Origin of the sequence: Vibrio sp. A2-1, assembly GCF_021728355.1 — a bacterium.
Taxonomy (GTDB): domain Bacteria; phylum Pseudomonadota; class Gammaproteobacteria; order Enterobacterales; family Vibrionaceae; genus Vibrio; species Vibrio splendidus_K.
Map to the genome: position 1 here is coordinate 116,796 of NZ_JAKKCO010000001.1, position 21,717 is coordinate 138,512.

20 protein-coding genes and 1 pseudogene are annotated in these 21,717 nt (G+C 44.2%); 12 read left to right on the forward strand and 9 right to left on the reverse strand.

The annotated features are described in order from the left end of the window. Positions 1-39 precede the first annotated feature (39 nt). The 4 genes and pseudogenes from L3V33_RS23220 to dbpA all read left to right on the forward strand — a co-directional run. Positions 40-194 (forward strand): annotated as a pseudogene (locus L3V33_RS23220) (phosphate ABC transporter substrate-binding protein); the annotation flags it as partial. 211 nt (positions 195-405) lie between these two features. Further along, positions 406-999 (forward strand): hypothetical protein, encoded by a 594-nt coding sequence (locus L3V33_RS00555; protein WP_237288706.1) that lies wholly within the window; start codon positions 406-408, stop codon positions 997-999. 217 nt (positions 1,000-1,216) lie between these two features. Further along, entirely contained in the window at positions 1,217-2,125 is a 909-nt protein-coding gene (locus L3V33_RS00560) for an aldo/keto reductase family oxidoreductase (protein ID WP_237288707.1), read from the forward strand. Positions 2,126-2,301: 176 nt separating this feature from the next. Then, positions 2,302-3,681: an ATP-dependent RNA helicase DbpA gene (gene dbpA / locus L3V33_RS00565; protein WP_017074818.1), complete on the forward strand. Its 1,380-nt coding sequence runs from the start codon at positions 2,302-2,304 to the stop codon at positions 3,679-3,681. An 84-nt stretch (positions 3,682-3,765) separates the two neighbouring features. On the opposite strand, the gene L3V33_RS00570 is transcribed toward dbpA, so the two are convergent. Continuing rightward, complete coding sequence (locus L3V33_RS00570) at positions 3,766-3,939, reverse strand: hypothetical protein (protein WP_017087326.1); 174 nt, start codon at positions 3,937-3,939, stop codon at positions 3,766-3,768. 302 nt (positions 3,940-4,241) lie between these two features. Here L3V33_RS00570 and L3V33_RS00575 point away from each other — a divergent pair, with 302 nt between their 5' ends. Further along, positions 4,242-5,078 (forward strand): DUF6279 family lipoprotein, encoded by an 837-nt coding sequence (locus L3V33_RS00575; RefSeq protein ID WP_237288708.1) that lies wholly within the window; start codon positions 4,242-4,244, stop codon positions 5,076-5,078. 70 nt (positions 5,079-5,148) lie between these two features. On the opposite strand, the gene L3V33_RS00580 is transcribed toward L3V33_RS00575, so the two are convergent. From L3V33_RS00580 to L3V33_RS00590, 3 genes are all read right to left on the reverse strand, one after another. After that, the gene (locus L3V33_RS00580; RefSeq protein WP_108118040.1) at positions 5,149-5,772 is read right to left on the reverse strand and encodes a 3'-5' exonuclease; all 624 of its coding nucleotides are present in this window, start codon (positions 5,770-5,772) and stop codon (positions 5,149-5,151) included. An 84-nt stretch (positions 5,773-5,856) separates the two neighbouring features. Beyond that, the gene (locus L3V33_RS00585; protein WP_237288709.1) at positions 5,857-6,261 is read right to left on the reverse strand and encodes a PPC domain-containing DNA-binding protein; all 405 of its coding nucleotides are present in this window, start codon (positions 6,259-6,261) and stop codon (positions 5,857-5,859) included. 113 nt (positions 6,262-6,374) lie between these two features. Continuing rightward, positions 6,375-7,571, reverse strand: coding sequence for a DEAD/DEAH box helicase (locus tag L3V33_RS00590; RefSeq protein WP_136973988.1), 1,197 nt, complete (start codon positions 7,569-7,571; stop codon positions 6,375-6,377). 167 nt (positions 7,572-7,738) lie between these two features. Between L3V33_RS00590 and bluB the strand changes: the two genes are divergently transcribed. Beyond that, on the forward strand, positions 7,739-8,407 hold the full coding sequence (gene bluB, locus L3V33_RS00595) for a 5,6-dimethylbenzimidazole synthase (RefSeq protein WP_237288710.1): 669 nt from the start codon (positions 7,739-7,741) through the stop codon (positions 8,405-8,407). Between the two features lie 114 nt (positions 8,408-8,521). Here the strand turns inward: bluB and L3V33_RS00600 are convergent, their stop codons facing one another. Next, complete coding sequence (locus L3V33_RS00600) at positions 8,522-10,153, reverse strand: NAD(P)/FAD-dependent oxidoreductase (RefSeq protein WP_017074826.1); 1,632 nt, start codon at positions 10,151-10,153, stop codon at positions 8,522-8,524. A gap of 253 nt (positions 10,154-10,406) precedes the next feature. On the opposite strand from L3V33_RS00600, the gene fdxA reads away from it, so the two are divergent. Beyond that, complete coding sequence (fdxA, locus tag L3V33_RS00605; RefSeq protein ID WP_017074827.1) at positions 10,407-10,730, forward strand: ferredoxin FdxA; 324 nt, start codon at positions 10,407-10,409, stop codon at positions 10,728-10,730. A gap of 97 nt (positions 10,731-10,827) precedes the next feature. Here the strand turns inward: fdxA and L3V33_RS00610 are convergent, their stop codons facing one another. From L3V33_RS00610 to L3V33_RS00620, 3 genes are all read right to left on the reverse strand, one after another. Further along, on the reverse strand, positions 10,828-11,562 hold the full coding sequence (locus L3V33_RS00610) for an RNA methyltransferase (protein WP_102312690.1): 735 nt from the start codon (positions 11,560-11,562) through the stop codon (positions 10,828-10,830). Between the two features lie 175 nt (positions 11,563-11,737). Then, entirely contained in the window at positions 11,738-12,790 is a 1,053-nt protein-coding gene (locus tag L3V33_RS00615; RefSeq protein ID WP_267136813.1) for an aldo/keto reductase, read from the reverse strand. A 349-nt stretch (positions 12,791-13,139) separates the two neighbouring features. After that, positions 13,140-13,286, reverse strand: a complete 147-nt coding sequence (locus tag L3V33_RS00620) for a hypothetical protein (RefSeq protein ID WP_004731758.1) — start codon at positions 13,284-13,286, stop codon at positions 13,140-13,142. A 348-nt stretch (positions 13,287-13,634) separates the two neighbouring features. On the opposite strand from L3V33_RS00620, the gene pepT reads away from it, so the two are divergent. From pepT to L3V33_RS00635, 3 genes are all read left to right on the forward strand, one after another. Then, on the forward strand, positions 13,635-14,867 hold the full coding sequence (gene pepT / locus L3V33_RS00625) for a peptidase T (protein WP_171315945.1): 1,233 nt from the start codon (positions 13,635-13,637) through the stop codon (positions 14,865-14,867). Between the two features lie 76 nt (positions 14,868-14,943). Beyond that, the gene (locus L3V33_RS00630) at positions 14,944-15,411 is read left to right on the forward strand and encodes a DM13 domain-containing protein (RefSeq protein WP_237288711.1); all 468 of its coding nucleotides are present in this window, start codon (positions 14,944-14,946) and stop codon (positions 15,409-15,411) included. 150 nt (positions 15,412-15,561) lie between these two features. Continuing rightward, on the forward strand, positions 15,562-16,404 hold the full coding sequence (locus L3V33_RS00635) for a mechanosensitive ion channel family protein (protein ID WP_054545721.1): 843 nt from the start codon (positions 15,562-15,564) through the stop codon (positions 16,402-16,404). Positions 16,405-16,538: 134 nt separating this feature from the next. Here L3V33_RS00635 and L3V33_RS00640 read toward each other — a convergent pair whose 3' ends face one another. Beyond that, the gene (locus L3V33_RS00640; RefSeq protein ID WP_004731749.1) at positions 16,539-16,982 is read right to left on the reverse strand and encodes a cytidine/deoxycytidylate deaminase family protein; all 444 of its coding nucleotides are present in this window, start codon (positions 16,980-16,982) and stop codon (positions 16,539-16,541) included. 259 nt (positions 16,983-17,241) lie between these two features. Between L3V33_RS00640 and L3V33_RS00645 the strand changes: the two genes are divergently transcribed. Together L3V33_RS00645 and L3V33_RS00650 are read left to right on the forward strand one after the other, a co-directional pair. Continuing rightward, entirely contained in the window at positions 17,242-18,378 is a 1,137-nt protein-coding gene (locus L3V33_RS00645) for an efflux RND transporter periplasmic adaptor subunit (RefSeq protein WP_029405039.1), read from the forward strand. An 11-nt stretch (positions 18,379-18,389) separates the two neighbouring features. Further along, the gene (locus L3V33_RS00650) at positions 18,390-21,542 is read left to right on the forward strand and encodes an efflux RND transporter permease subunit (protein ID WP_004731746.1); all 3,153 of its coding nucleotides are present in this window, start codon (positions 18,390-18,392) and stop codon (positions 21,540-21,542) included. Positions 21,543-21,717: the final 175 nt, after the last annotated feature.

A 21,717-nucleotide genomic window follows, 5' to 3' on the forward strand; every position in this document is an offset into this window, starting at 1 on the left:
TAACCAGTAATTTCAACATTATGACACATTCATTGAATGTATTTTGTGATGTTGCATATAACGGAATGTAAATTACATGGCTATAAAGCCGTGTTGATCCAATACGGTTTCATCAGCTTTCCACCAGAAACTATTCAGCGTAACAAAGTTAGATTGTCGCTTGAAGACCTGCTATTGAAGGTGGATATGAGTAATGGGTACGATATGTTGTAACTTTTACAGGGGAGTGATATTATCTTTTTCGTAATGGTTCTCAACGTGACGGATTACGTTATTCGGTGATGAATTTATCTAGCGGGCATGTATGCCCGTTTTTTTTTCGCCTAAAATTTGCGACTCGAGCAGTTGTTTGTCGATTGGTCACGTATAATGGACACTTCATATAGCGCTAAATAAGCCCAGTCGATGAAAATCCTTCAAGTTCTAATCTTGCCTCTAATGCTGTCCCTTAATGCTTTTGCATTTTCCGCGCAAGCAACCGAAAGCTGGTGGCTAAGAACAGTATTTAACAGCAGCGCAAGTCTGCCGAGTTCTCAAGACTATATTAACGATACTGAACTCATGGATTGTGGCGAAGTTGAAGGCACTCTGTTGTGCAGTGACTTAACCCAATATTACGATTTGGATGTTTATGTTGAACTGGAGTTGGGTGGCTCAAGTGTCGAGGTGGTTCGCTTAAACCTGTCATATTCGAACCTAAGTTACACAAAGCTTCAAGCCTACCTTCGCCAAGATGGCTTTGCTCTCAGTTCTATTCGTATTGGGGAAGATGAGTTTGATGTGGTCGCTCAACTCGAACAAGCGAAGCGTGAGGGAGTTGGTTACGACATGGTAGATAAACAACTCGTTGAATTCATCAACTCACCACATCATTCCTCTGAGAAAATGAGTGTATGGAATGTGCCTAGTTCTTCCTCATCTTCTTCTGGTTCTTCAGTTCCTTGGATTCAGCTGCATAGTGATGGTGACAACTTAACGGTTGAACTAAATCGCTTTTAATTGCTCAAATTTATAGATGGTTTCGTCATTCATCAGAGTAAACAAGCCTTTCAGGAGAACGGTTGACGGGCAGACAGCAAGCTATTATTTATTTAAGTGTTCGTTTTTCTGTGGCTCTCACATTTTTCGTAAGCGTTTACCTTTGCCATTTGTTATACGTTGAGCCTTCGGTAAAACGATCTTAGGATACGTGCAGTATTGATAAAGGAGACAACCCATGGTTGCAAGAGTAACGACAGCGCCACAAGGCCCAGAACTTTCTGAGTTGGTGCAAGGATACTGGCGTACAGCAGAGTGGGGCATGACCCCGCAACAACGCCTGACTTTCCTGAAGCAGCACATTGATCTTGGCATCACAACTGTTGATCACGCGGATATTTACGGTAACTACCAATGTGAAAAGTTGTTTGGTGAAGCATTGGCGCTTGAGCCAAGCCTTCGTGATGATATCCAAATCGTCACCAAGTGCGACATCAACTTGTGTGGTGACCACACTCCTGATCGCAAGATCAATCACTATGACACCAGCGCGTATCATATTTACCAATCGGTAAATAACTCTCTAGAGCGTTTGGGTGTAACCGAACTTGATGTATTACTCATTCACCGTCCAGATGTACTGATGGATGCAGATGAAGTAGCAGAAGCGTTCGCTGAATTACATAAGGTCGGTAAAGTTAAGCACTTCGGTGTCTCTAACTTTTCACCGCGTCAGTTCGACTTACTGCAATCTCGACTAGGTAAGCCACTAGTGACTAACCAAGTTGAAATCAATCCATTGAACTTCGAAGTCGCCCATGATGGTACGCTGGATCAACTGCAGATGAACCGTATTCGTCCAATGGCGTGGTCTTGTCTCGGTGGCGGTAGCATCTTCAGTGGTGATTCAGAACAAGCGATTCGCGTTCGTGATGAGCTAGAGACGATTCGTCTAGAAGTGGGTGCAGACAGCATTGACCAAGTGATTTACGCTTGGGTTCGTCGTTTACCGTCTAATCCAATTGCGATTATTGGCTCAGGTAAGATTGAACGTGTGAAGACGGCCGTTGATGCGCTGAAAATAGAACTGACTCGCGAGCAATGGTATCGCGTATGGGTTGCATCTAAAGGCCACGGTGTGCCATAGAGACCTTTGGGGTCTGGCATTTATCCACAGACTTAGATGTTTCAACGTAAAAAACCAGCACCCCAGCTGGTTTTTTTGTATTCGCCTAACATGTTGCTCCAAAACTGTGATTAAGGTGGAATAATTTTCAAAAACACTCATAATGCACTCTGTTTTTCACCAGTTGGATATTTCCATTGAGCACTTCAAAATTCTCTTCAATCGCCCTTAAGCCAGAGCTTCTAAATACGTTAGATTCTCTTGGTTATACTGAAATGACGCCTATTCAAGCGTTAAGTCTTCCTATTATTCTGGATGGCAAGGATGTTATCGGTCAGGGTAAAACGGGTTCAGGTAAAACAGCTGCCTTTGGTTTAGGCGTGCTGCAAAACCTACGCGTTAAGCGTTTTCGTGTTCAATCTTTAGTGTTATGTCCGACTCGTGAGCTTGCAGACCAAGTAGCAAAAGAGATCCGTACTCTTGCTCGTGGCATTCACAATATTAAAGTGCTGACACTATGTGGCGGTATGCCAATGGGGCCACAAATTGGTTCATTAGAGCATGGCGCACACATTCTTGTGGGCACTCCTGGTCGTATCCTGGACCACCTAGAGAGAGAGCGTATTGACCTGTCTGAGTTGAACACACTTGTGTTAGATGAAGCCGATCGCATGCTGGAAATGGGTTTCCAAGATGCACTAGATGCTGTTATTGAAGCAGCACCAAAAGATCGTCAAACGTTATTGTTCAGTGCAACTTTCCCTAAACAGATTAAATCTGTTGCAGACCGCATCATGAATAACCCTGAAATGGTGAAGGTTGAATCAACGCACGATCACTCAAGCATCCAACAACACTTTTATAAGGTTGAAGGTACTGAAGCTCGTGATGACGCACTAGAGCTAATGCTTCTTCATCATCAACCAGAGTCAGCGGTTGTGTTCTGTAATACTAAGAAAGAAGTACAGAACGTAAATGATGAGCTAAGCCACCGTGGTTTCAGTGTTATCGAGCTTCATGGCGACATGGAACAGCGTGAACGTGACCAAGCTTTGGTTCAGTTCTCAAACAAAACCATCTCTATCTTGGTTGCAACCGATGTTGCCGCTCGTGGTCTTGATGTTGATAACCTAGATGCTGTGTTCAACTTTGAGTTGTCTCGCGATCCTGAAGTTCACGTACACCGCATCGGTCGTACTGGACGTGCAGGAAGCAAAGGCGTCGCTATCAGCTTCTTTAGCGAAAAAGAGATGCACCGTGTTGCTCAAATTGATGAGTACATGGATATGCCAATCGAACCATCTCAGTTGCCAGCTAAACCAATCGCTAAGCCGTACTACTCAAACATGGTAACCATCCAGATTGATGGTGGTAAGAAAGCGAAACTTCGCGCAGGCGATATCCTTGGTGCGTTGACAGGCCAAGGCGGTATTGATGGTAAGTCAGTAGGTAAGATCAACTTGTTCGCGATGCGTGCTTACGTTGCTGTAGAAAGATCAATGGCTAAGAAAGCATTAGGTAAAATCGAATCAGGTAAAATGAAGGGTCGTCAATTCCGCGCCCGAATTCTGAAGTAATTCGAGATTGTCTCCCTTTACTGCTAAGTCATGCTAGTGATAATGCAGTAAAGGGTGTTCCACAGCCAGTAACGTATCAAACGTTTATTCATCAGGTCTGATCGAATAGAAATCGTTGATATGTCTTCCTTCGCTAAGATACCAAATCATCGCTTCCTGTCGATTATTAGCGGATATCGTAATTGTGGTTAGTCTTCCATCGTCAAAATAACAAAGCTCGTACTCTAACTCGCTTGTATAATGAGGAGTAGCGGCCATAGCTTACCTCCCAAATATTAATCATTTGAAAATAAATAAACCATTCGTTTATAGGTTTCGTTTACATCAAATGAGCAATAAAAATCAAGTTACATCACTGCCATTAATTATTTTTAGTTTAATCATTTGCCGAAATAGCTAGATTAGCAAGTCTGAGTCTCAATTTATCTCAAAGTTTTTACAGCCACTGCTTATTAAGGCTACTTTTATAAGAGCTAGAACGAGCGTTATAAGAACTAGAGCTAACCTTAAAAGGGTGAGTTAATGGATTGTGGATTTGTTGAATATCGTGAGAGGGTTAAATGAGAAAGTGTCGATGGTTAGTCTTATTAGTCTGTTTTGTATTCGCTGGTTGCGGGACTAAATTTGCCTACAACAATATAAGCTGGTTTGCGGTTAGCTATATTGAAGACTTTGTTTCTCTATCCAACAGTCAAGAATCAGAGCTCGAAGAGCGCCTCGACTTATTACAGCAATGGCATAAAGAAACCCAACTTCCGCTGTATATGTCGCAACTGCAAGCGATTCAAAACCTAGACCGTTCTGATATGAATTCAGCTTTTATCATTGATCAAAGTGAACAAACTAAAAATCATATTCGCTTAATCGTTAACAAGTTCTCTCCTGATATTTACGCATTAAGTATGCAGCTTACCCCTGAGCAAGATAACGAATTCTTAAAGAACTTTAGAGAAAAGCAGCAAGAGTATTACGAAGAAAGATTATCATTGAATGATGAAGATTCGAGAGAACGATATCGAAGTCGAATAGAAGATAGGCTAGAGCGATGGTTAGGGTCGGTATCGAAAGAGCAAAAAACGATTATTTTGACGTGGTCTCAAGAGTGGGTAAATACTAACGACAGCTGGCGACAATATCAAAATAATACGTATCAAGACCTAACGACACTTATGCAAAAGAAGACCTATTTACATATTGCACAGCCAATTATTATGAAGCTACTTTTGAACAATGAAGATTATTATCCGCAAGAACTGGAGTCTAAGCTTGATAAGAATATGCAAACATCAGCGAAGTTCTTGGTGGATATCGCCGCAGTGAGCAGTGATAAACAATGGGCTTATTTTATGAGTGAACTAGAAAGCCTCAAGACGACGTTAGTGTCACTGCAGGAGTAGGGTAGCTATATTAAGGCTAGTGACTGTTTGCTACTAGCCTTCTGACAAACCCTAAACCGAATGCAGAGAGTTAGCCTCTGTTACTCATCAGCAGCTTTGGAATCGAGCCTTTAGCTGTCTTAGATATTTTTTGCATCAATTGAAAGCTCGGCTGTTGAATACCGTGATCACTTTGCAGTTCATCAATCATCAATAACCATAACCGTGCTGTCATTTCTGAATCGGCTAACGCTCTGTGGAAAGTACCGTCGTTGTCGATATTTTTGAAACGCACAAGGTCGCCTAGCTTATGAGTCGGTGCGTCTTGGATTAGACGGCGAGCAATCAACATTGAGCAAGCGAACTTGCCTATGTAGTCTCGGCCAATAAAGTCTAATTCCGCATCGAGAAAGCGCTTATCAAACGATGCATTGTGAGCAACAAGTTGGCTGCCTTGGATAAAGTCTGCAAACTCATCCATCACTTCACTGCAACTGGCCGCAGTGCTTAACATACGGTTACTGATTCCGGTATAGCTTTCAATGAACCCGCTAACACGAAACCCTGGATTCATTAGCTGCTGGAAGGTGTCGACGACTTCGCCGTTAACGAGTTTAACCGCACCGATTTCAATCGCTCGATCACCCATGTTTGGTGATAAGCCTGTGGTTTCGAAATCGAGAACGATAACGGAGTCTGCGGAGTTTGGAGCCATCGTGTTTCCTAATACTATTTGGTTGTATCGCTTTATATGGGGCGCTTAGTGTTGCTACGGGGCGATCTATTGCGTGTTGTTGTTCTATTGCGTGTTGCTGCTGACTGTGAGCTCAGTGTAACCTGTAGAATCGTCATGCTCTCTGTTGAAGGTCAAAGTATCGTAGCAGTGAACAATCAATTCAGCGGTGGTTGCGATAATCGTCCCTTCAAGCAAATGCCCACCAATCACATTTCCATTTTGATCAGCAACGGATATATGAACATGCTGGTGGTTTGGGGTTAGCGTCGCCATAAGTGACACAATTTCGAACGGATCTGTGATTAGCTTGGTGTTGTTCGCATTAGCCAAACGAATATTGAGTTGAGAAACACAACCGACACAAGACGCGACAGAGCCCGCTGAGATATTGTGCGCTGTCACAAGCTTTTGGAGCTCAAGTTTTAGATCTTGCCCGCGGGTTAATCTCGTTGCGATAGGAGTGATCATCTTATTGCCTCAGTTTTATTTGTATTTCAAAGAACAAAACGAAGCCACATAGGGCTTCGTTTTATTTTCATTTTGGCTAACGTGACTGTAGCATTTTCTGTCGCTAAAATTACTTAGTCTTGTTGCTGTTCTCTTTTCTTCTTAGGAACGAAGTTCAATACTGAAATTGGTACTTCTTTGCGTGGTTCGAAACCTTCAACAACGCGACGTTCAATCAAGTGGCCGAGACGTTTTTCAATGATGCACAGGTTCTTGAAGTTATCTTTCGATAGGAAAGAGATCGCTTCACCAGATGCATCAGCACGGCCTGTACGACCAATACGGTGAACATAGTCGTCTGCTGGGAATGGGATGTCGTAGTTCACTACACGGCTTAGGTTATCGATATCGATACCACGAGCAGCAACCCCTGTTGCAACTAGATATTTTAGACGACCTTTTTTGAAGTCAGCCAGAATCTTTTCACGAATCGCTTGGCTACGTCCACTGTGGAAAGCTTCTGCTTGGATGCCACGTTTTTCAAGTTGAGCAACTAACTTAGCGGCACCATGTTTAGTCTCGATAAAGATAAGCGCTTGGTCCCACTCACCGTCAGTGATCATGTGGCTTAATAGCGCAGACTTACGGTCTTTATCTACGGTAACTAGCCATTGTTCGATGTTCGCTTTAGAAGCGTCAGTTTTGGCGATAGAAATTTCTTCCGCTTCACTGATTGCGCTTTTCGCTAGCGCACGAACTGGCGTTGATAGCGTTGCTGAGAACAACAGGTTTTGAATGTTTTGTGGCAAACGCGCGATGATCTTGTTGATGTCTTCGATGAAACCCATGTCTAGCATGCGGTCAGCTTCATCAAGAACCAGAACTTCAACTTCATCAAAGTGAACGGCACGTTGTCCGTACATATCGATCAAACGGCCAGGTGTTGCCACAAGAATATCAACACCTTCGATCAAGCGGTCTTTTTGGTGTTGGTAAGACACGCCACCGTACATCGCTAATGATGTAAGGTTTAGGAATTTCGCGTACTTAGTAATGTTCTGTTCAACTTGAACCGCAAGCTCACGCGTAGGTGTAAGAATAACAGCACGAATACGTTTTTTACGTTGTGTTTCACCTTTACTTAGCATTTCTAAGATAGGGAGAACAAAGCTCGCAGTTTTACCTGTACCTGTTTGTGCAGCAGCAATTAGGTTCTTACCAGAAAGCACAATCGGAATTGCTTTTTCTTGAATAGAGGTTGGCTTTTCATAGCCTTGTTTTGCAACGGCTTTAACAATAGGTGAGCTTAATCCAAGCTTGGAAAATGGCATAAGTTTCTCGGTATGATTTGGCTAAATAGCGATGGAAAGGTTCAACAATCTTATACAAGGATAAGATTAATGGCGGCATTCTACCATGTTGCTTGTGTACCGCTAGTAACATAGACACTTTAGTTGGATAATACTGGCTCAATAAGACGACGATAAGACAGGGATGTATGGAAATTACGCCGAATGAACGCGATGCAGTATATAAAACGATTTTTTCTCGCCGAGATGTTCGTGGTCAGTTTCTTCCTGATGAGATCCCAGAAGACGTTTTGATGCGTGTGCTAACCGCAGCGCACCATGCGCCGAGTGTTGGTTTTATGCAGCCTTGGGACTTTGTCGTTGTCCGTGATATTGAAACCAAGCAACAAATCAAAGCCGGCTTCAATAAAGCACATGCAGAATCCGCGGAAATGTTCACCGATGAAAAACAGGCGATGTATAAGCGTCTAAAGCTCGAAGGTATCGTCGAATCACCTATCGGTATCTGCGTCACTTGTGACCGTAATCGAACCGGAAAAGTCGTTTTAGGTAGAACCATCAAACAAGAGATGGATCTGTACAGCACCGTGTGTGCGGTTCAAAATTTATGGCTGGCGGCAAGAGCTGAAAACCTAGGGTTAGGTTGGGTGAGCATCCTGCATGACTCAACACTGCGAGACGCATTAGATATCCCGGAAGACATTGATATCGTGGCGTACTTATGTATCGGCTACGTTGAACACTTCAAAGATAAACCCGAACTTGAAACCATGGGCTGGCTACCAAGAAGGGACGTCAATTCAGCGATTCATGAAGGGAAGTGGAACTCAGACCAAATCAAGTCAGACGAAGAGTAATTGCATCTACCGACATTAATCTCGATGGCTAGTATCAAGATCTAAAAAAGGGCTCATTGAGCCCTTTTTGATATTTGCTTGCTGTTATCTGATTTAGATATACAAACCGAGAGCCTAAGCGATCTCAATTTTCTCAGCTTGGTTCTGTTCTGCCATTGATATCGCTAGTGCTTCTGCAGCCTTAATACCATCGATACCAGCAGATAGGATACCACCAGCATAGCCTGCACCTTCACCTGCAGGGAAGAAGCCCTTTAAGTTGATGCTTTGATAGTCTTTGCCACGCTTGATGCAGACAGGAGACGACGTACGAGTCTCGACACCGGTTAGTAGGCCGTCTGGTGTAGAGAAGCCTTTGATCTTCTTCTCGAACGCAGGGATTGCTTCGCGAATCGCTTCGATAGCAAAATCAGGTAGCGTTTTTGAAATATCCGTTAGGTGTATACCTGGTGTGAATGATGGTTTTACTTCACCGATTTCGCTTGGATCACGACCTTTTAGGAAGTCACCGATTTTCTGTGCTGGGGCGTCGTAGTTTTCACCACCAAGTACATAAGCCCCTTTTTCTAGCTCACGTTGTAAACGGATACCAGCCAATGCATCACCTGGGTAATCACGTTCAGGGTCGATACCCACCACGATGGCGCTGTTTGCGTTACGCTCAGCGCGAGAGTATTGGCTCATGCCATTCGTTACCACGTGGCCTTCTTCAGACGTTGCAGCAACTACAGTGCCACCCGGGCACATACAGAAGCTGTATACAGTTCGGCCATTCTTACAATGGTGAACCAATTTGTAGTCCGCAGCACCTAAGATAGGGTTACCCGCATTCTTGCCGAAGCGAGCTTCGTCAATCATTGCTTGCTTGTGTTCGATACGGAAACCAACAGAGAAAGGCTTCGCTTCCATGTAAACGCCACGATCGTGGAGCATTTCAAACGTATCTCGAGCACTGTGGCCTACGGCCAGTACTACGTGGCGAGATTTAATTTCTTCGCCGTTAGAAAGCGTCAAGCCAGTGATTTGACCATCTTCCATATGAACGTCGTCTACGCGCGTACTGAAGCGAATTTCGCCGCCTAGTTCAATGATAGAAGCACGCATTTTTTCGATCATGGTAACCAGTTTGAAGGTACCGATGTGCGGCTTACTTACGTATAGAATTTCTTCTGGTGCGCCAGCAGCTACGAATTCTTCGATTACTTTACGGCCGTAGTGCTTTGGATCTTTAACTTGGCTGTATAGCTTACCGTCAGAGAATGTACCTGCGCCACCTTCACCGAACTGTACGTTTGATTCAGTGTTCAGTGTGCGCTTACGCCAGAAACCAAAGGTATCTTTCGTACGTTCACGAACTTCTTTACCACGCTCAACGATGATTGGATTGAAGCCCATTTGAGCAAGCACTAGGCCTGCGAACAAACCACAAGGGCCAAAACCGATAACGACAGGGCGCTCAGTTTGGTTCTCAACCGCTTTAGCCACGAATTTGTACTCCATGTCAGGAGTCACTTTTACGTGTGGGTCGCTGATGAATTGTTCTAACAACTCAGCTTCGTTTTCAACGAGAACATCAAGCGTGTAGATAAGTAAGATTTTTGATTTCTTACGAGCATCGTAGCCACGTTTAAAGATATTAAAAGAAAGTACCTGATCAGCGTTAATGCCAAGCTTTGCTTCAATAGCGTCTTGAATGGCTGACTCTTCATGGTCTAGTGGGAGTTTAATTTCGGTTAAACGTATCATTTTGATGTCTCGTTTTTATAGGTGTCTTAGCTAGATCGTTTCTTAATACAGAGTTTGATAAAACGCTGGTGTTGAAAGAAGCGATAAGCTCACAATGGCGCGCATTTTACGAGAAATTGATTTATCTGTCATACTAATTTGGAAGCATCGAGCAAATAGACACGATATTAGAGTCGTATGATGTTGAATTTTGCCTTGGGATGAGTATTATCCCCCATTCTTCAATTTTGACTAACTTATAGAGCAGAGCATCATGGCATTTGTCGTAGGCGATAATTGTATCCAATGTAAATACACAGACTGTGTGGCGGTATGCCCCGCAGATGCGTTCCATGAAGGCCCGAATTTCATGGTAATCAACCCAATCGAATGCATTGATTGTGGGTTGTGTGTACCTGAATGTGACGCTCAAGCGATCTTCCAAGAAGATGATCTTCCAGAAGACCAAAAGATTTTTATTGAAGTGAATGCCGAGCTTGCAGAAATCTGGCCTGTACAAACAGAAGTAAAAGCACCGATGGATGACGCTGAAAAGTGGAATGGTGTGTCTGATAAGTTGGCAATGCTAGAAAAGTAATTGTTGAAAAGAACTCAAATAAAAAGGCGTACTGATTTGATCAATACGCCTTTTTTAATGTCTGAACACTGTCGACTGGCTCGTTAGCTTATGAAATCTAGCTATGCTGACGACGCATGTTGTCGAGAATGATGCCTGTCGCCATTGCCACGTTCAAAGACTCTGCGCCACCGAATGCTGGAATCGTAATCTTATCAGTTACGTACTTAGCCGCATGTTCACGAATGCCGTGAGACTCACTGCCCATCAATAAAATACCGTTGGCAGTAAACTCCGTCTTATGAACGCTTTCACCTTCTAAAAACGCGCCGTAAACAGGCAGGTTAGCTTGCTCTAAGTATTCAGGTAAGTCTGTTTGGCTTACGTGTACTCGGCCAAAGCTACCCATGGTTGCACTGATCGTTTTAGGGTTGTATGGGTCTGCACAATCGCTGCTCGCAACGATATGCTTAATGCCATACCAGTCTGCTACACGAATAATCGTACCTAGGTTGCCCGGGTCTGAAACGCCATCCAGTGCAATCATCAGCCCAGTTGCTTCTGGCAGTTCAAATGTTGGGATCTCAACGACAGCAATCGCCGCATTGTTACTCACCAAAGTACTCGCTTTGGTTAGGTCATCCAGCGAGGCTTCAACACAATCAAACTCAAACAGTGAAGCGTGATTTTCAGATAAGAAATCAGCGGTAGCAAAGACGTTCTTCACGACTAAGTCACTATTGAACAGCTCAAGAACGTTCTTTTCACCTTGAACTAGAAACAAGCCGTGGGCTTTACGTTGTTTCTTTTGGCCCAAAGCACGAAGGAGTTTTAATTGGTTTTTTGAAATCATGTTTTTATCCTAGATATAAGCCCGCGCATTATAGAGCAAAGGTTGGAGAACCAAAAGCGTGAGAGCTCAATGCGATCCACATAAAAAGCAAAAGCGACCCACTTAACAAAGAAAAGCGCACTAAATAGTGCGCTCTTGCGTGAATTACTGCCTAAGACTAGGCTAGCCCTATTATTTAATACGGAGCAGGGTAGCGCTTAAAGACGGTGTTGATATCGGTGAGAATCTCTTGTGATAGCGGCTTACTGAAAGCGACCACGTTCTCTTTCAGTTGTTCCATGGTCGTCGCTCCAATAATTGTAGAAGTCACGCCATCGACTTGATTACACCATGCCAAAGCCAATTGGCTCGGCGTAAATCCATGAGAGTTCGCAACTTCGACATATCCTTTTACGGCTTCATTGGCAGACTCAGTGTCGCGGAAAATGCCTTTACGCTGCATGTAAGTCCAACGGCTTCCTTCTGGTCTTGCACCATCAATGTATTTGCCACTGAGCATTCCTCCAGATAACGGTGACCAAGGCAGGTAAGCGACATCTTCATGCACACAGTTCTCAATCAGATACGGCCAGTCTTTTGCGTGAAGTAGGCTGAATTCATTCTGAATCGAGACCATGCGTGGCAAATCGTGTTTTTCGCTCAGCTTGAGATAAGTGTTGATGCCCCAAGTGGTGTCATCTGACAAACCAACATGACGGATTTTTCCTGCTTTAATGCAGCTCGCTAGGGCTTGAAGGATCTCCAACATTTCCCCTTCATGCTGCTTTCGGTCGATATCACTGAAGCGAATTTGATTTGGGAACTGTTTTCCAAAGTGAGGTGTATTTCGATTTGGCCAATGCAGTTGATATAGGTCGATATAATCAGTCTGTAGACGCTTTAATGACGCATCAACCGCTTCGATTACGGCTTCACCCGTTATAGGACCACCATCTCGAACCCAAGGAAGACCTGGGCCTGCAATCTTACTCGCTATGATCAGTTCTTGGCGGCGCTGCGGGTGGCGCGATAGCCAGTTACCAATAATCGCTTCTGTTTTGCCGTAGGTCTCTGGAGACGGGGGAACCGCATACATTTCTGCAGTATCGATGAAGTTAATACCTTGGCTTAGTGCGTATTCGATTTGTTGGTCGGCTTGCTGTTGCGTATTTTGCAGCCCCCAAGTCATGCTGCCAAGACAGATGCGGGAAACGGGAATTTGACTACTTCCTAGTTTTGAATATTCCATTGAATTCGGGATTCCTGTGGTTAAGTTCTCTGGTACTCGCATTAGAGTTTTTGAAAAGAGAGCGAGTGAGGAATGAAAACGAATATAAATTATTAGCACAAAATGACACGACAAGGTATGGCTGAGGGAAGTTTAATGAGTCATTTCTCAACGTAGCGAATGAGCTAGCTGCATAGTCGTGGAGCTATAGATATAAAGCAGGGGAGTCACAAAACGTGAATGGGTTCGACGCCTGAATAGGACATCATAGAAAGAGAGAAGAAGAGTCAAAGACAAAAGAGCTCTACATCATAGAGAAGTAGAGCTCTTTTATTAGGGGTTCTTAAATATGTTCTGAGTATTGATTAAGTTACGAGGTCGCGTTGGTGTCAAACCCACCTTGAGATTGCGCCTGTCTTAGAGCTTCCTGCCTTTGAACTTCTTTCTCAGTTAATGCTGGTTGAAGCGTTTCCTCAGAGGCTTGAGGAGATAAAATGAAATATTTATTAATCGTCATAACTGTGTCTCCGTGTAACGTATGACAGATTCTGCATCAAGGATAAATTGTGATCATCATCCACTTTGTACTTTTTTTAGGCTGAGAGCGGAGGGCGTAGAATGCGTACAAAGCGATCTCTTATCATCCGTATGCAATGTTGAACTGACGAAACCCTCTTATTTCAAGTATAGGAAGCTCGTCTAATTTCGCACAATAATGATGTAGAGCAATTACATACATGGTCAGGGGCGTAAGATGAAAAACCTCGCTACTGACTCTATGTTCGTCTTAATTTAACGATGTATCGCTTATCGACATAATAATTAAGTCAGTAAATCAATTACTTAATCCATGGTGAGATGAATTATGGAAAAGCTTGTAGAACGTTTTCTGAATTACGTTACTTTTGATACTAAATCCGATCCTTCTAATCAGCAGTGCCCAAGTTCACCGGGTCAAATAACATTTGCTGAAGCCTTAAAATCAGAATTGATCGCATTAGAGTTAACTGATGTCTCTTTAGATGAAAATGGCTATTTGATGGCGAAACTGCCGTCGAATGTCGATTACGATGTGCCTGCCATTGGCTTTGTCGCACATATGGATACCGCTCCTGATGCTTCCGGCGCGAACGTGAAACCACAGGTGATTAAAGATTATCAAGGTGGAACGATAGAATTAGGTGCAAGCGGTGAATGCCTGAATCCAAGCCAATACCCAGATCTTGATGCCTTGCATGGCCATGACCTCATCACTACCGATGGTACGACTCTGCTTGGGGCTGATAATAAGGCGGGTATCGCTGAAATCATCAGCGCGATTGCTTACCTTAAAGCAAACCCAGACGTTAAACATGGCGATATTTGTATTGGCTTCACGCCAGACGAAGAGATCGGTCGTGGTGCTAACTTGTTTGATGTTAAGAAGTTTGGTGCCGAATGGGCGTATACCATTGATGGTGGCCCGGTAGGGGAGTTGGAATTTGAGAACTTTAATGCCACGAGCGCCGATGTTGTCTGTCATGGCGTGAACGTTCATCCGGGTACCGCAAAAGGTAAAATGGTGAACTCGATGAACATCGCGGCGCAATTCCAATTGATGATGCCAACGCAAGAAACACCAGAGTGCACAGAAGGTTATGAAGGTTTCTACCACCTGAAATCAGCTGAAATGGGTGTGGCTCGCTCTGAACTGGGTTACATCATCCGTGATTTTGAACGTGAGGGTGTAGAAGCGCGTAAGGCATTCATGCAACAGAAAGTGGATGAGCTGAATGAGCGTCTTGAGAAAGGCCGTGTTGAGCTGGTGCTAACCGATAGCTACTTCAATATGAAAGAGATGGTTGAACCGCATCAACATATTATTGAATTAGCGAAGCAAGCGATGATCGAGTGCGATGTTGAGCCAATGATCAAACCGATCCGAGGCGGTACAGACGGCGCTCGCTTATCTTTCATGGGGCTACCGTGTCCGAATATCTTCACTGGCGGCTATAACTTCCACGGTATTCATGAGTTCATTACCATTCAAGGCATGGAGCAAGCGGTAAAAGTGATTATCGAATTGTCTCAGCGTACGGCGACTCATTACCAAAAATAGGATATCAAAGCGTTATATCTCTTTGTATTTTTATGAGTATTCACTAATACTCTCTTTAAGCATAAGGGAGTACGCGATGAAAAAGTTAGTTTTACTTTGCACCCACTTAGCCGTGGGTGCTTTTGGTTTTGGGCTTGGTGTCTATGCATTACCTATCTTGATTGAGCCTGATTCTCCTTCCTCAAGTTCTGTTGAAGCGATCAGTCAGCAGGCTATCTACACAGGTGAGTTCACCAAAGACCGACAAGACAGTGACTTTTTGCATTGGGGAGAAGGCATCGTTTCGGTTTCTGAAAGTGCGATAGCTTTTGAAGGTGAACTGGCACCGGGACCGGATTATAAAGTTTACCTATCACCTAAGTTTATTGAAACCGAACAGGCCTTCAATGATAGTAAAAGCGATTTACTGAGAGTCGGAGATGTAAAAACATTCGACCGATTTATGGTTGAGCTTCCCGAGGGTGCTGATCTCAATCGATTTAATACGGTTGTGATTTGGTGTGAAACTTTTGGCCAATTTATTACTTCTGCCAAGATAAAATGATAGCCTTACCTAAGCTGCTTTAGGCATGAAAGAAAGCGCTCTATTTTTGAGCGCTTTTTTATAATGCTTGCCCAGCTAGTTCTTCAAATGCCAATTGCTGTAAAGTTCGTCGTTATAAAGCTTAATTGTTGTAATACAAAGGAATACGTAATGGAAAAGTTGTGGCAAGTGATCGATTTCTTACTCGCTAATAAGTTTATTTTTAGTGTGCTGATCATCTGCATTATATTAATAATCCGACGAATCACTCTGTCTCGAATCCGTGGTGATGTCGCTTTTCTCAGTGAAGATCAACGTAACTGGATGTCACGTACCAAGAACGGTACGTTTGCCATTATTATGGTCACTTTATTTGTGCTGTGGAAATCTGAAATCAGCGAATTTGCACTGTCGGTCACCGCTATTGCTGTTGCAATCGTGGTTGCTTCAAAAGAGATCATCTTGTGTTTTACGGGGTCGATTCAACGCGCAAGCTCTCGTTCATTTAGAATTGGTGACTGGATTGAAGTAGGTAAAATCAGCGGTGAGGTGATTGAGCACAACTTGATGGCGACTGTGATTCAAGAAATCGACCTATATCATGGGCAATACCATTTCACAGGTAAGACCGCTACGCTGCCCAATAGCATGTTCTTCACCTACCCGGTCAAGAACCTTAATTTCATGAAGCGCTACGTTTATCATAACTTTTTTGTGACGGTAAAAGACTTTGTAAACCTATACCCTATGGTGCCGGGCCTTATCGTTAAAATTGAAGAGCATTGTGAAGAATTTATCGATGTTGCCCGCCGTTATAACGGTGTGATCGAAAAACACGCTGGCGTTGACCTTCCGGGATCTGAGCCTCATATCCATATCACGAGCAGTTCGACGGGTGAGCAAGAAGTGCACTTTATGATCTTCTGTCCGACCGAAAAAGCGATTCACCTTGAACAGGATATCCGTAAGGATTTCATGGAAGCTTACGCTCTTGCATTCCCAAGCAACGATTAATTTACTCGTCAGTCTATTGCGACCAACCTACAGCGTCTAAACTATAGTGTCCAAACTATAGCGCCCGAAAAAAAGAAAGCCGAGAGCGATATATCGACTCTCGGCTTTTTTGTATCTGAAATTCAGCTTCGATATTAGTCCAGATCAGCGAGTGGTAACCAGTCTACTTCCACACCAGCTTGCTCAAACATATCTTGGCTTATCTTGATTTTATCGCCCCAACGAGAAAGGAAGTCTTCACTTTGCTCTGGGCAATGTACCGCTGAAATCCCAGTTTGGATGATTTTTGCTGCACAGTTCGGACAAGGGAAGTGAGTCACCCAAACTTCACAACTGTCTAAATCACGTTTAGCAAACAAGATTGCATTTTCTTCAGCGTGAAGCGTCTTAAGGTACTTCATTTCTCTGTCATCAGTATCCGCACTATCAGACACGCCATGTGGGTAGCCATTAAAACCAACGGAAACAATACGGTTGTGCTTAGTGATTACGGCGCCGACTTGAGTTGAAGGATCTTTACTCCAAGAACCGACCAATTCCGCCATTTGATAGAAACGTTTAGCCCATTTTGAAATCATGAGAATTCCTTAACAATTAAATGTGAATGCTTATCTGTCCGACAATACATGATGTTAGACAATATCCATAGAGAACAAAAGCTGAGAGGTTGATTTACTTAGAAATTGTAACGCGTTTGTAATCACTTTATAAGCACTTGGTTTCAATTAACATATTGATACACTTTGGCTAGTTATAATTGATATTCCTCGGACAATGGTGACGAGTGTGTTACGTAAATTTTATGCTGTTCAAATACTAATAAGTGACGGTATAACCATGCGTAAAAAGTTGATCCTTACGGCTCTTGCAAGCTCTCTTATTCTTGCTGGGTGTGGGCAAGATGCTCAAAATGCCAAGCAAGCGCCTCTACCTCTCGTAGCTGTACAGGATGTTAGCGTTGTTTCTCACCAGCAAAGTAAGTCGTACATCGGTCGTATTGAAGCCGTTGAAGACACGGCTATCACCGCGCAGGTTTCAGGCTATCTACAAAGCCGTCATTTCAATGAAGGTCAAATGGTCGAAAAGGGCCAATTGCTTTACTCGATCGAGCCATCTTCTTTTGAAGCTGAAGTCGCAAGCGCAAAAGCGTCTGTTGCTCAAGCGAATGCAAACCTTAAAAAAGCCGAACTTGATTTCAACCGCGGTAAGAATCTGCTTCCTAAAGGCAGTATTTCTCAATCGGAATTTGATGCATTGACGGCAAACTTATTAGGTTCTCAAGCGCAACTTGAAGCTAGCCATGCTCAGCTAAACGCAGCCAATGTTCAGCTTTCCCATACCCAAATTACCGCGCCTTTTTCTGGAAGAATCAGCGACACCAAAGTGAGTACGGGTGATCTGGTTTCGCCGTCTTCAGGTGTATTAACTACGTTGGTTAGCCTAGACCCAATCCATGCGTCGTTCAGCATCAGTGAACGTGAGCGTATTGAGTTAGGGATGGATCGCATTGAAGGCGACGGCAGCAGTGACTCTGCAGGGGTTGAAGTTCAGATCATACTTGAGAATGGTGAAGCGTTTGAACATCTAGGTCAGCTTGATTTCTTGGGCAACCGTATCAACCTTAATACTGGTACAATCGCGATGCGCGCCATTGCTGATAACCCGAATCAGCAACTACTTCCAGGCCAACACGTTCGCGTTGATCTACGTGAAAAGCAATCTATTGATGTTGTGACTATCCCGCGACGTGCAGTTCAAACCGACCTAGAAGGTGACTTTGTAATGGTACTGGTTGAAGGCGAAGCTGCACCAGTCGCTGAGCGTAGAAATATTGAGATGGGGCGACAAGTTGAAGGTGGCGTGATTGTTCAATCTGGATTAGAGAAAGACGACGCGGTGATCACTCAAGGCCTACAGCGTGTACGTAATGGTATGTCCGTTCGTATTCAAGCTTCTGCTGAACAAGCTGAGTAAGAGGGCTATTTATGTTAAGTCGTTTCTTTATTCAAAGGCCTAAGTTTGCCCTTGTCATATCCATAATATTAACGCTGGCGGGTGCGATCTCTCTCGCTATCTTACCAGTGGCCGAATATCCAAAAATTAGCCCACCATCGGTCAGTGTATCGGCATTCTACACGGGTGCCAGTGCTGAAGTTGTGGAACAGGCGATAGCCGACCCCATAGAGACGTCGGTGAATGGCGTAGAAGATATGATCTACATGTCTTCTAAAAGTGCTAACGACGGTTCATACAATCTTAATGTGACCTTTGATGTCGGTACTGATGCTGATATGGCTCAGGTCAACGTTCAGAACCGAGTAGCCCAAATCGAATCGAAGCTTCCACAAGAAGTTAGAATGGTCGGCGTAACGGTTAAGAAACGTTCACCTGACCTTTTGATGGTATTGAACTTCTACTCTCCAAACGGTGAGTATGACGATCAGTTCCTAATCAACTACGTAAACTTAAACATTAAAGACCAACTGGCACGTGTGTCGGGTATTAGTGAAGTAAACGTGTTGGGCGGCGGTGAGTATTCGATGCGTGTTTGGTTAGACCCTGAGAAAATGGCTAACCTGAACCTAACAACATCTGATGTGTATGGCGCATTGGCCGAACAAAATGTTCAAGTCGCTGCCGGTCGTATTGGTGCTGCACCATACGCCAATCCACAAGAAGTACAGTTCAACTTGGTGACAAAAGGCCGCTTAGAAACGGCTGATGAGTTTGAAAATGTTGTACTTCGCGCAAATCAAGATGGTTCAACCGTTTACTTAAAAGACATTGCACGCGTTGAGTTAGGTAAAAAATTCTACGATGGCAATGGTAAATACCGAGGACAAGACGCTTCAATCGTAACGCTGTCACTTCAGTCAGACGCAAACGCGTTGGAAAGTGGTAAAGCGGTCATGGCGATGCTCGACAATCTAAGCACTAACTTCCCTGAAGGTGTGGCTTACGAGGCGAGTTATGACACCACGGTATTCGTTGCTGAATCGATTAAAGGCGTAGTCAAAACACTCATCGAAGCTATCTTGCTGGTTATCGCGGTGACGTACCTGTTCTTGGGCAGTGCGCGTGCAACCTTGATTCCTGTGGTTGCGATTCCGGTGTCGTTGATTGGTACATTTGCCGTCATGCAGATGACCGGCTTTACCATCAACACGGTAACCCTGTTTGGTTTGATATTGGCGATTGGTATCGTAGTAGATGATGCGATATTGGTTATCGAGAATGTCGATACCACGATGGCTAAAGACCCAACGATTTCACCGCGTAAAGCAACGCTGATTGCGATGAAAGAAGTAACGGGACCTATCGTTACCTCAACCTTGGTTCTGTTAGCGGTGTTCATCCCTGTAGCGATGTTGCCGGGTATTACTGGCATCATGTATCGTCAGTTCGCTCTGACCATCTGTATTGCGGTTGTTATCTCTTCTATTAATGCTCTAACGCTTTCACCAGCATTGTGTTCACTGGTTCTCAAGCAGGGCGGTGGCAACACAGCTCGTTGGTACCAAGCGTTCAACCGTGGCTTAGAGTCTGTTACTAACAAATACGGCCAAATCGCCGGCTTCCTTGTGAAAAAAGGTGTTCTGCTGTTCACCTTCTTTGTTGTGGCGCTAGCAGCGGTTACTTACTTCGCGAAAACGACGTCAACCGCGTTTGTACCTCAAGAAGATAAAGGTATTTTGCTGGTTAACGTGCAGCTTCCTGACGCGGCATCACTGTCTCGTACAGAAGATGTGACTGAGCAGTTGCTAGAGATGGTTGAGCAAGAGCCGGGTGTTGATGGTGTGACACTGGTAAACGGCTACGCATTCATGACAGGCGCTTCTGCTTCGAATGGCGCGTCGCTATTTATCAAACTGCATGATTGGGATATGCGTAACGCACTGGATGGTCAACATTCCGCACAAGCTATCTCACAACGTATTAATGGTCGAGCGGCCACAGAACTGCCTCAAGCTATTGTGTTTGCAATGGGACCTCCAGCAGTTCCGGGTATGGGTGCTGCTTCTGGTTTCGAATTTGTTCTAGAAGATACATTAGGTCGTAGTCGTACTGATCTGGCGATGGTAATGAATGACGTGATTGCTGAGGCGAACAAACAGCCTGAGATTTCACATACGTTCAGTACTTTCCGTGCCAACGTTCCTCACTACTATGTCGATATCGACCGTGAGAAAGCGCAACAGTTAGGTATTCCGTTGTCGGAAATCTTCCAAACACTACAAGGTAACCTAGGTTCTCTGTATGTGAACGATTTCACCATGTTTGGTAAGAACTTCCGCGTGACCATGCAAGCTGACAGTGAACACCGTAGCAGCATGGATGATCTCCAACGATTCCACGTACGTTCGTCTAATGGTGAAATGATCCCGCTAAGTACATTAGTAACGTACGACCAGATCTTTGAACCAGATGTCGCATGGCGTTACAACATGTACCGCAGTGCCGTGATTCAAGGCCAACCAGCACCGGGTTACTCAAGTGGTGATGCGATTGCTGCAATGGAACGTGTAGCCGCTGAAGTCTTACCTCAGGGCTATCAGTACGAATGGACAGGCATGGCCTACCAAGAAGTATTGGCAGGCAACCAAGCGATCTTTGCTTTTGCACTGGCTCTGATCTTCATCTACCTGTTTATGGTGGCTCAATACGAGAGTTGGACAATACCGATAGCGATTATCTTAGTGGTACCGGTTGCAACATTAGGTTCCTTCTTAGCATTGAATCTGACGGGCACACCGCTAAACCTTTATGCACAAATAGGTTTGGTTCTCTTGATAGCCTTGGCCGCGAAGAACGCAATCTTGATTGTAGAGTTCGCAAAAGTGGAGCGTGAAGAGAAAGACGCATCAATTGAAGATGCGGCAGTGAAGGGCGGTACGCTGCGTTTCCGTGCTGTGAACATGACCTCTTGGTCGTTCATCTTAGGTATCTTCCCGCTTATCTTCGCAGCGGGCGCAGGTCACGTGAGCCAGAACTCGTTGGGTATTTCACTGATCGGCGGTCTGCTATGTGTGTTGTTAGCGGGTACGTTCCTAATCCCAGGCTTCTATGCATTCGTGCAACGTAAGCGTGAGAAGGCACACGGTGGCACGACTAAGTTGATTCCACTTGATGACGAATAGGAGACTTAACTCCGGTAAGATTAACGCCTTGCAAGGCTAATCCCTTACAGGATTAAATCCTTATAAAAACTGAGGCTTAGCATTGCGCTAAGCCTTTTTTATTCCGCTTGTGAATAAAAACGCCATTTATATAATCAAATGTTCGTTTTGTGATGGAGCTAACACTCTAATTTAG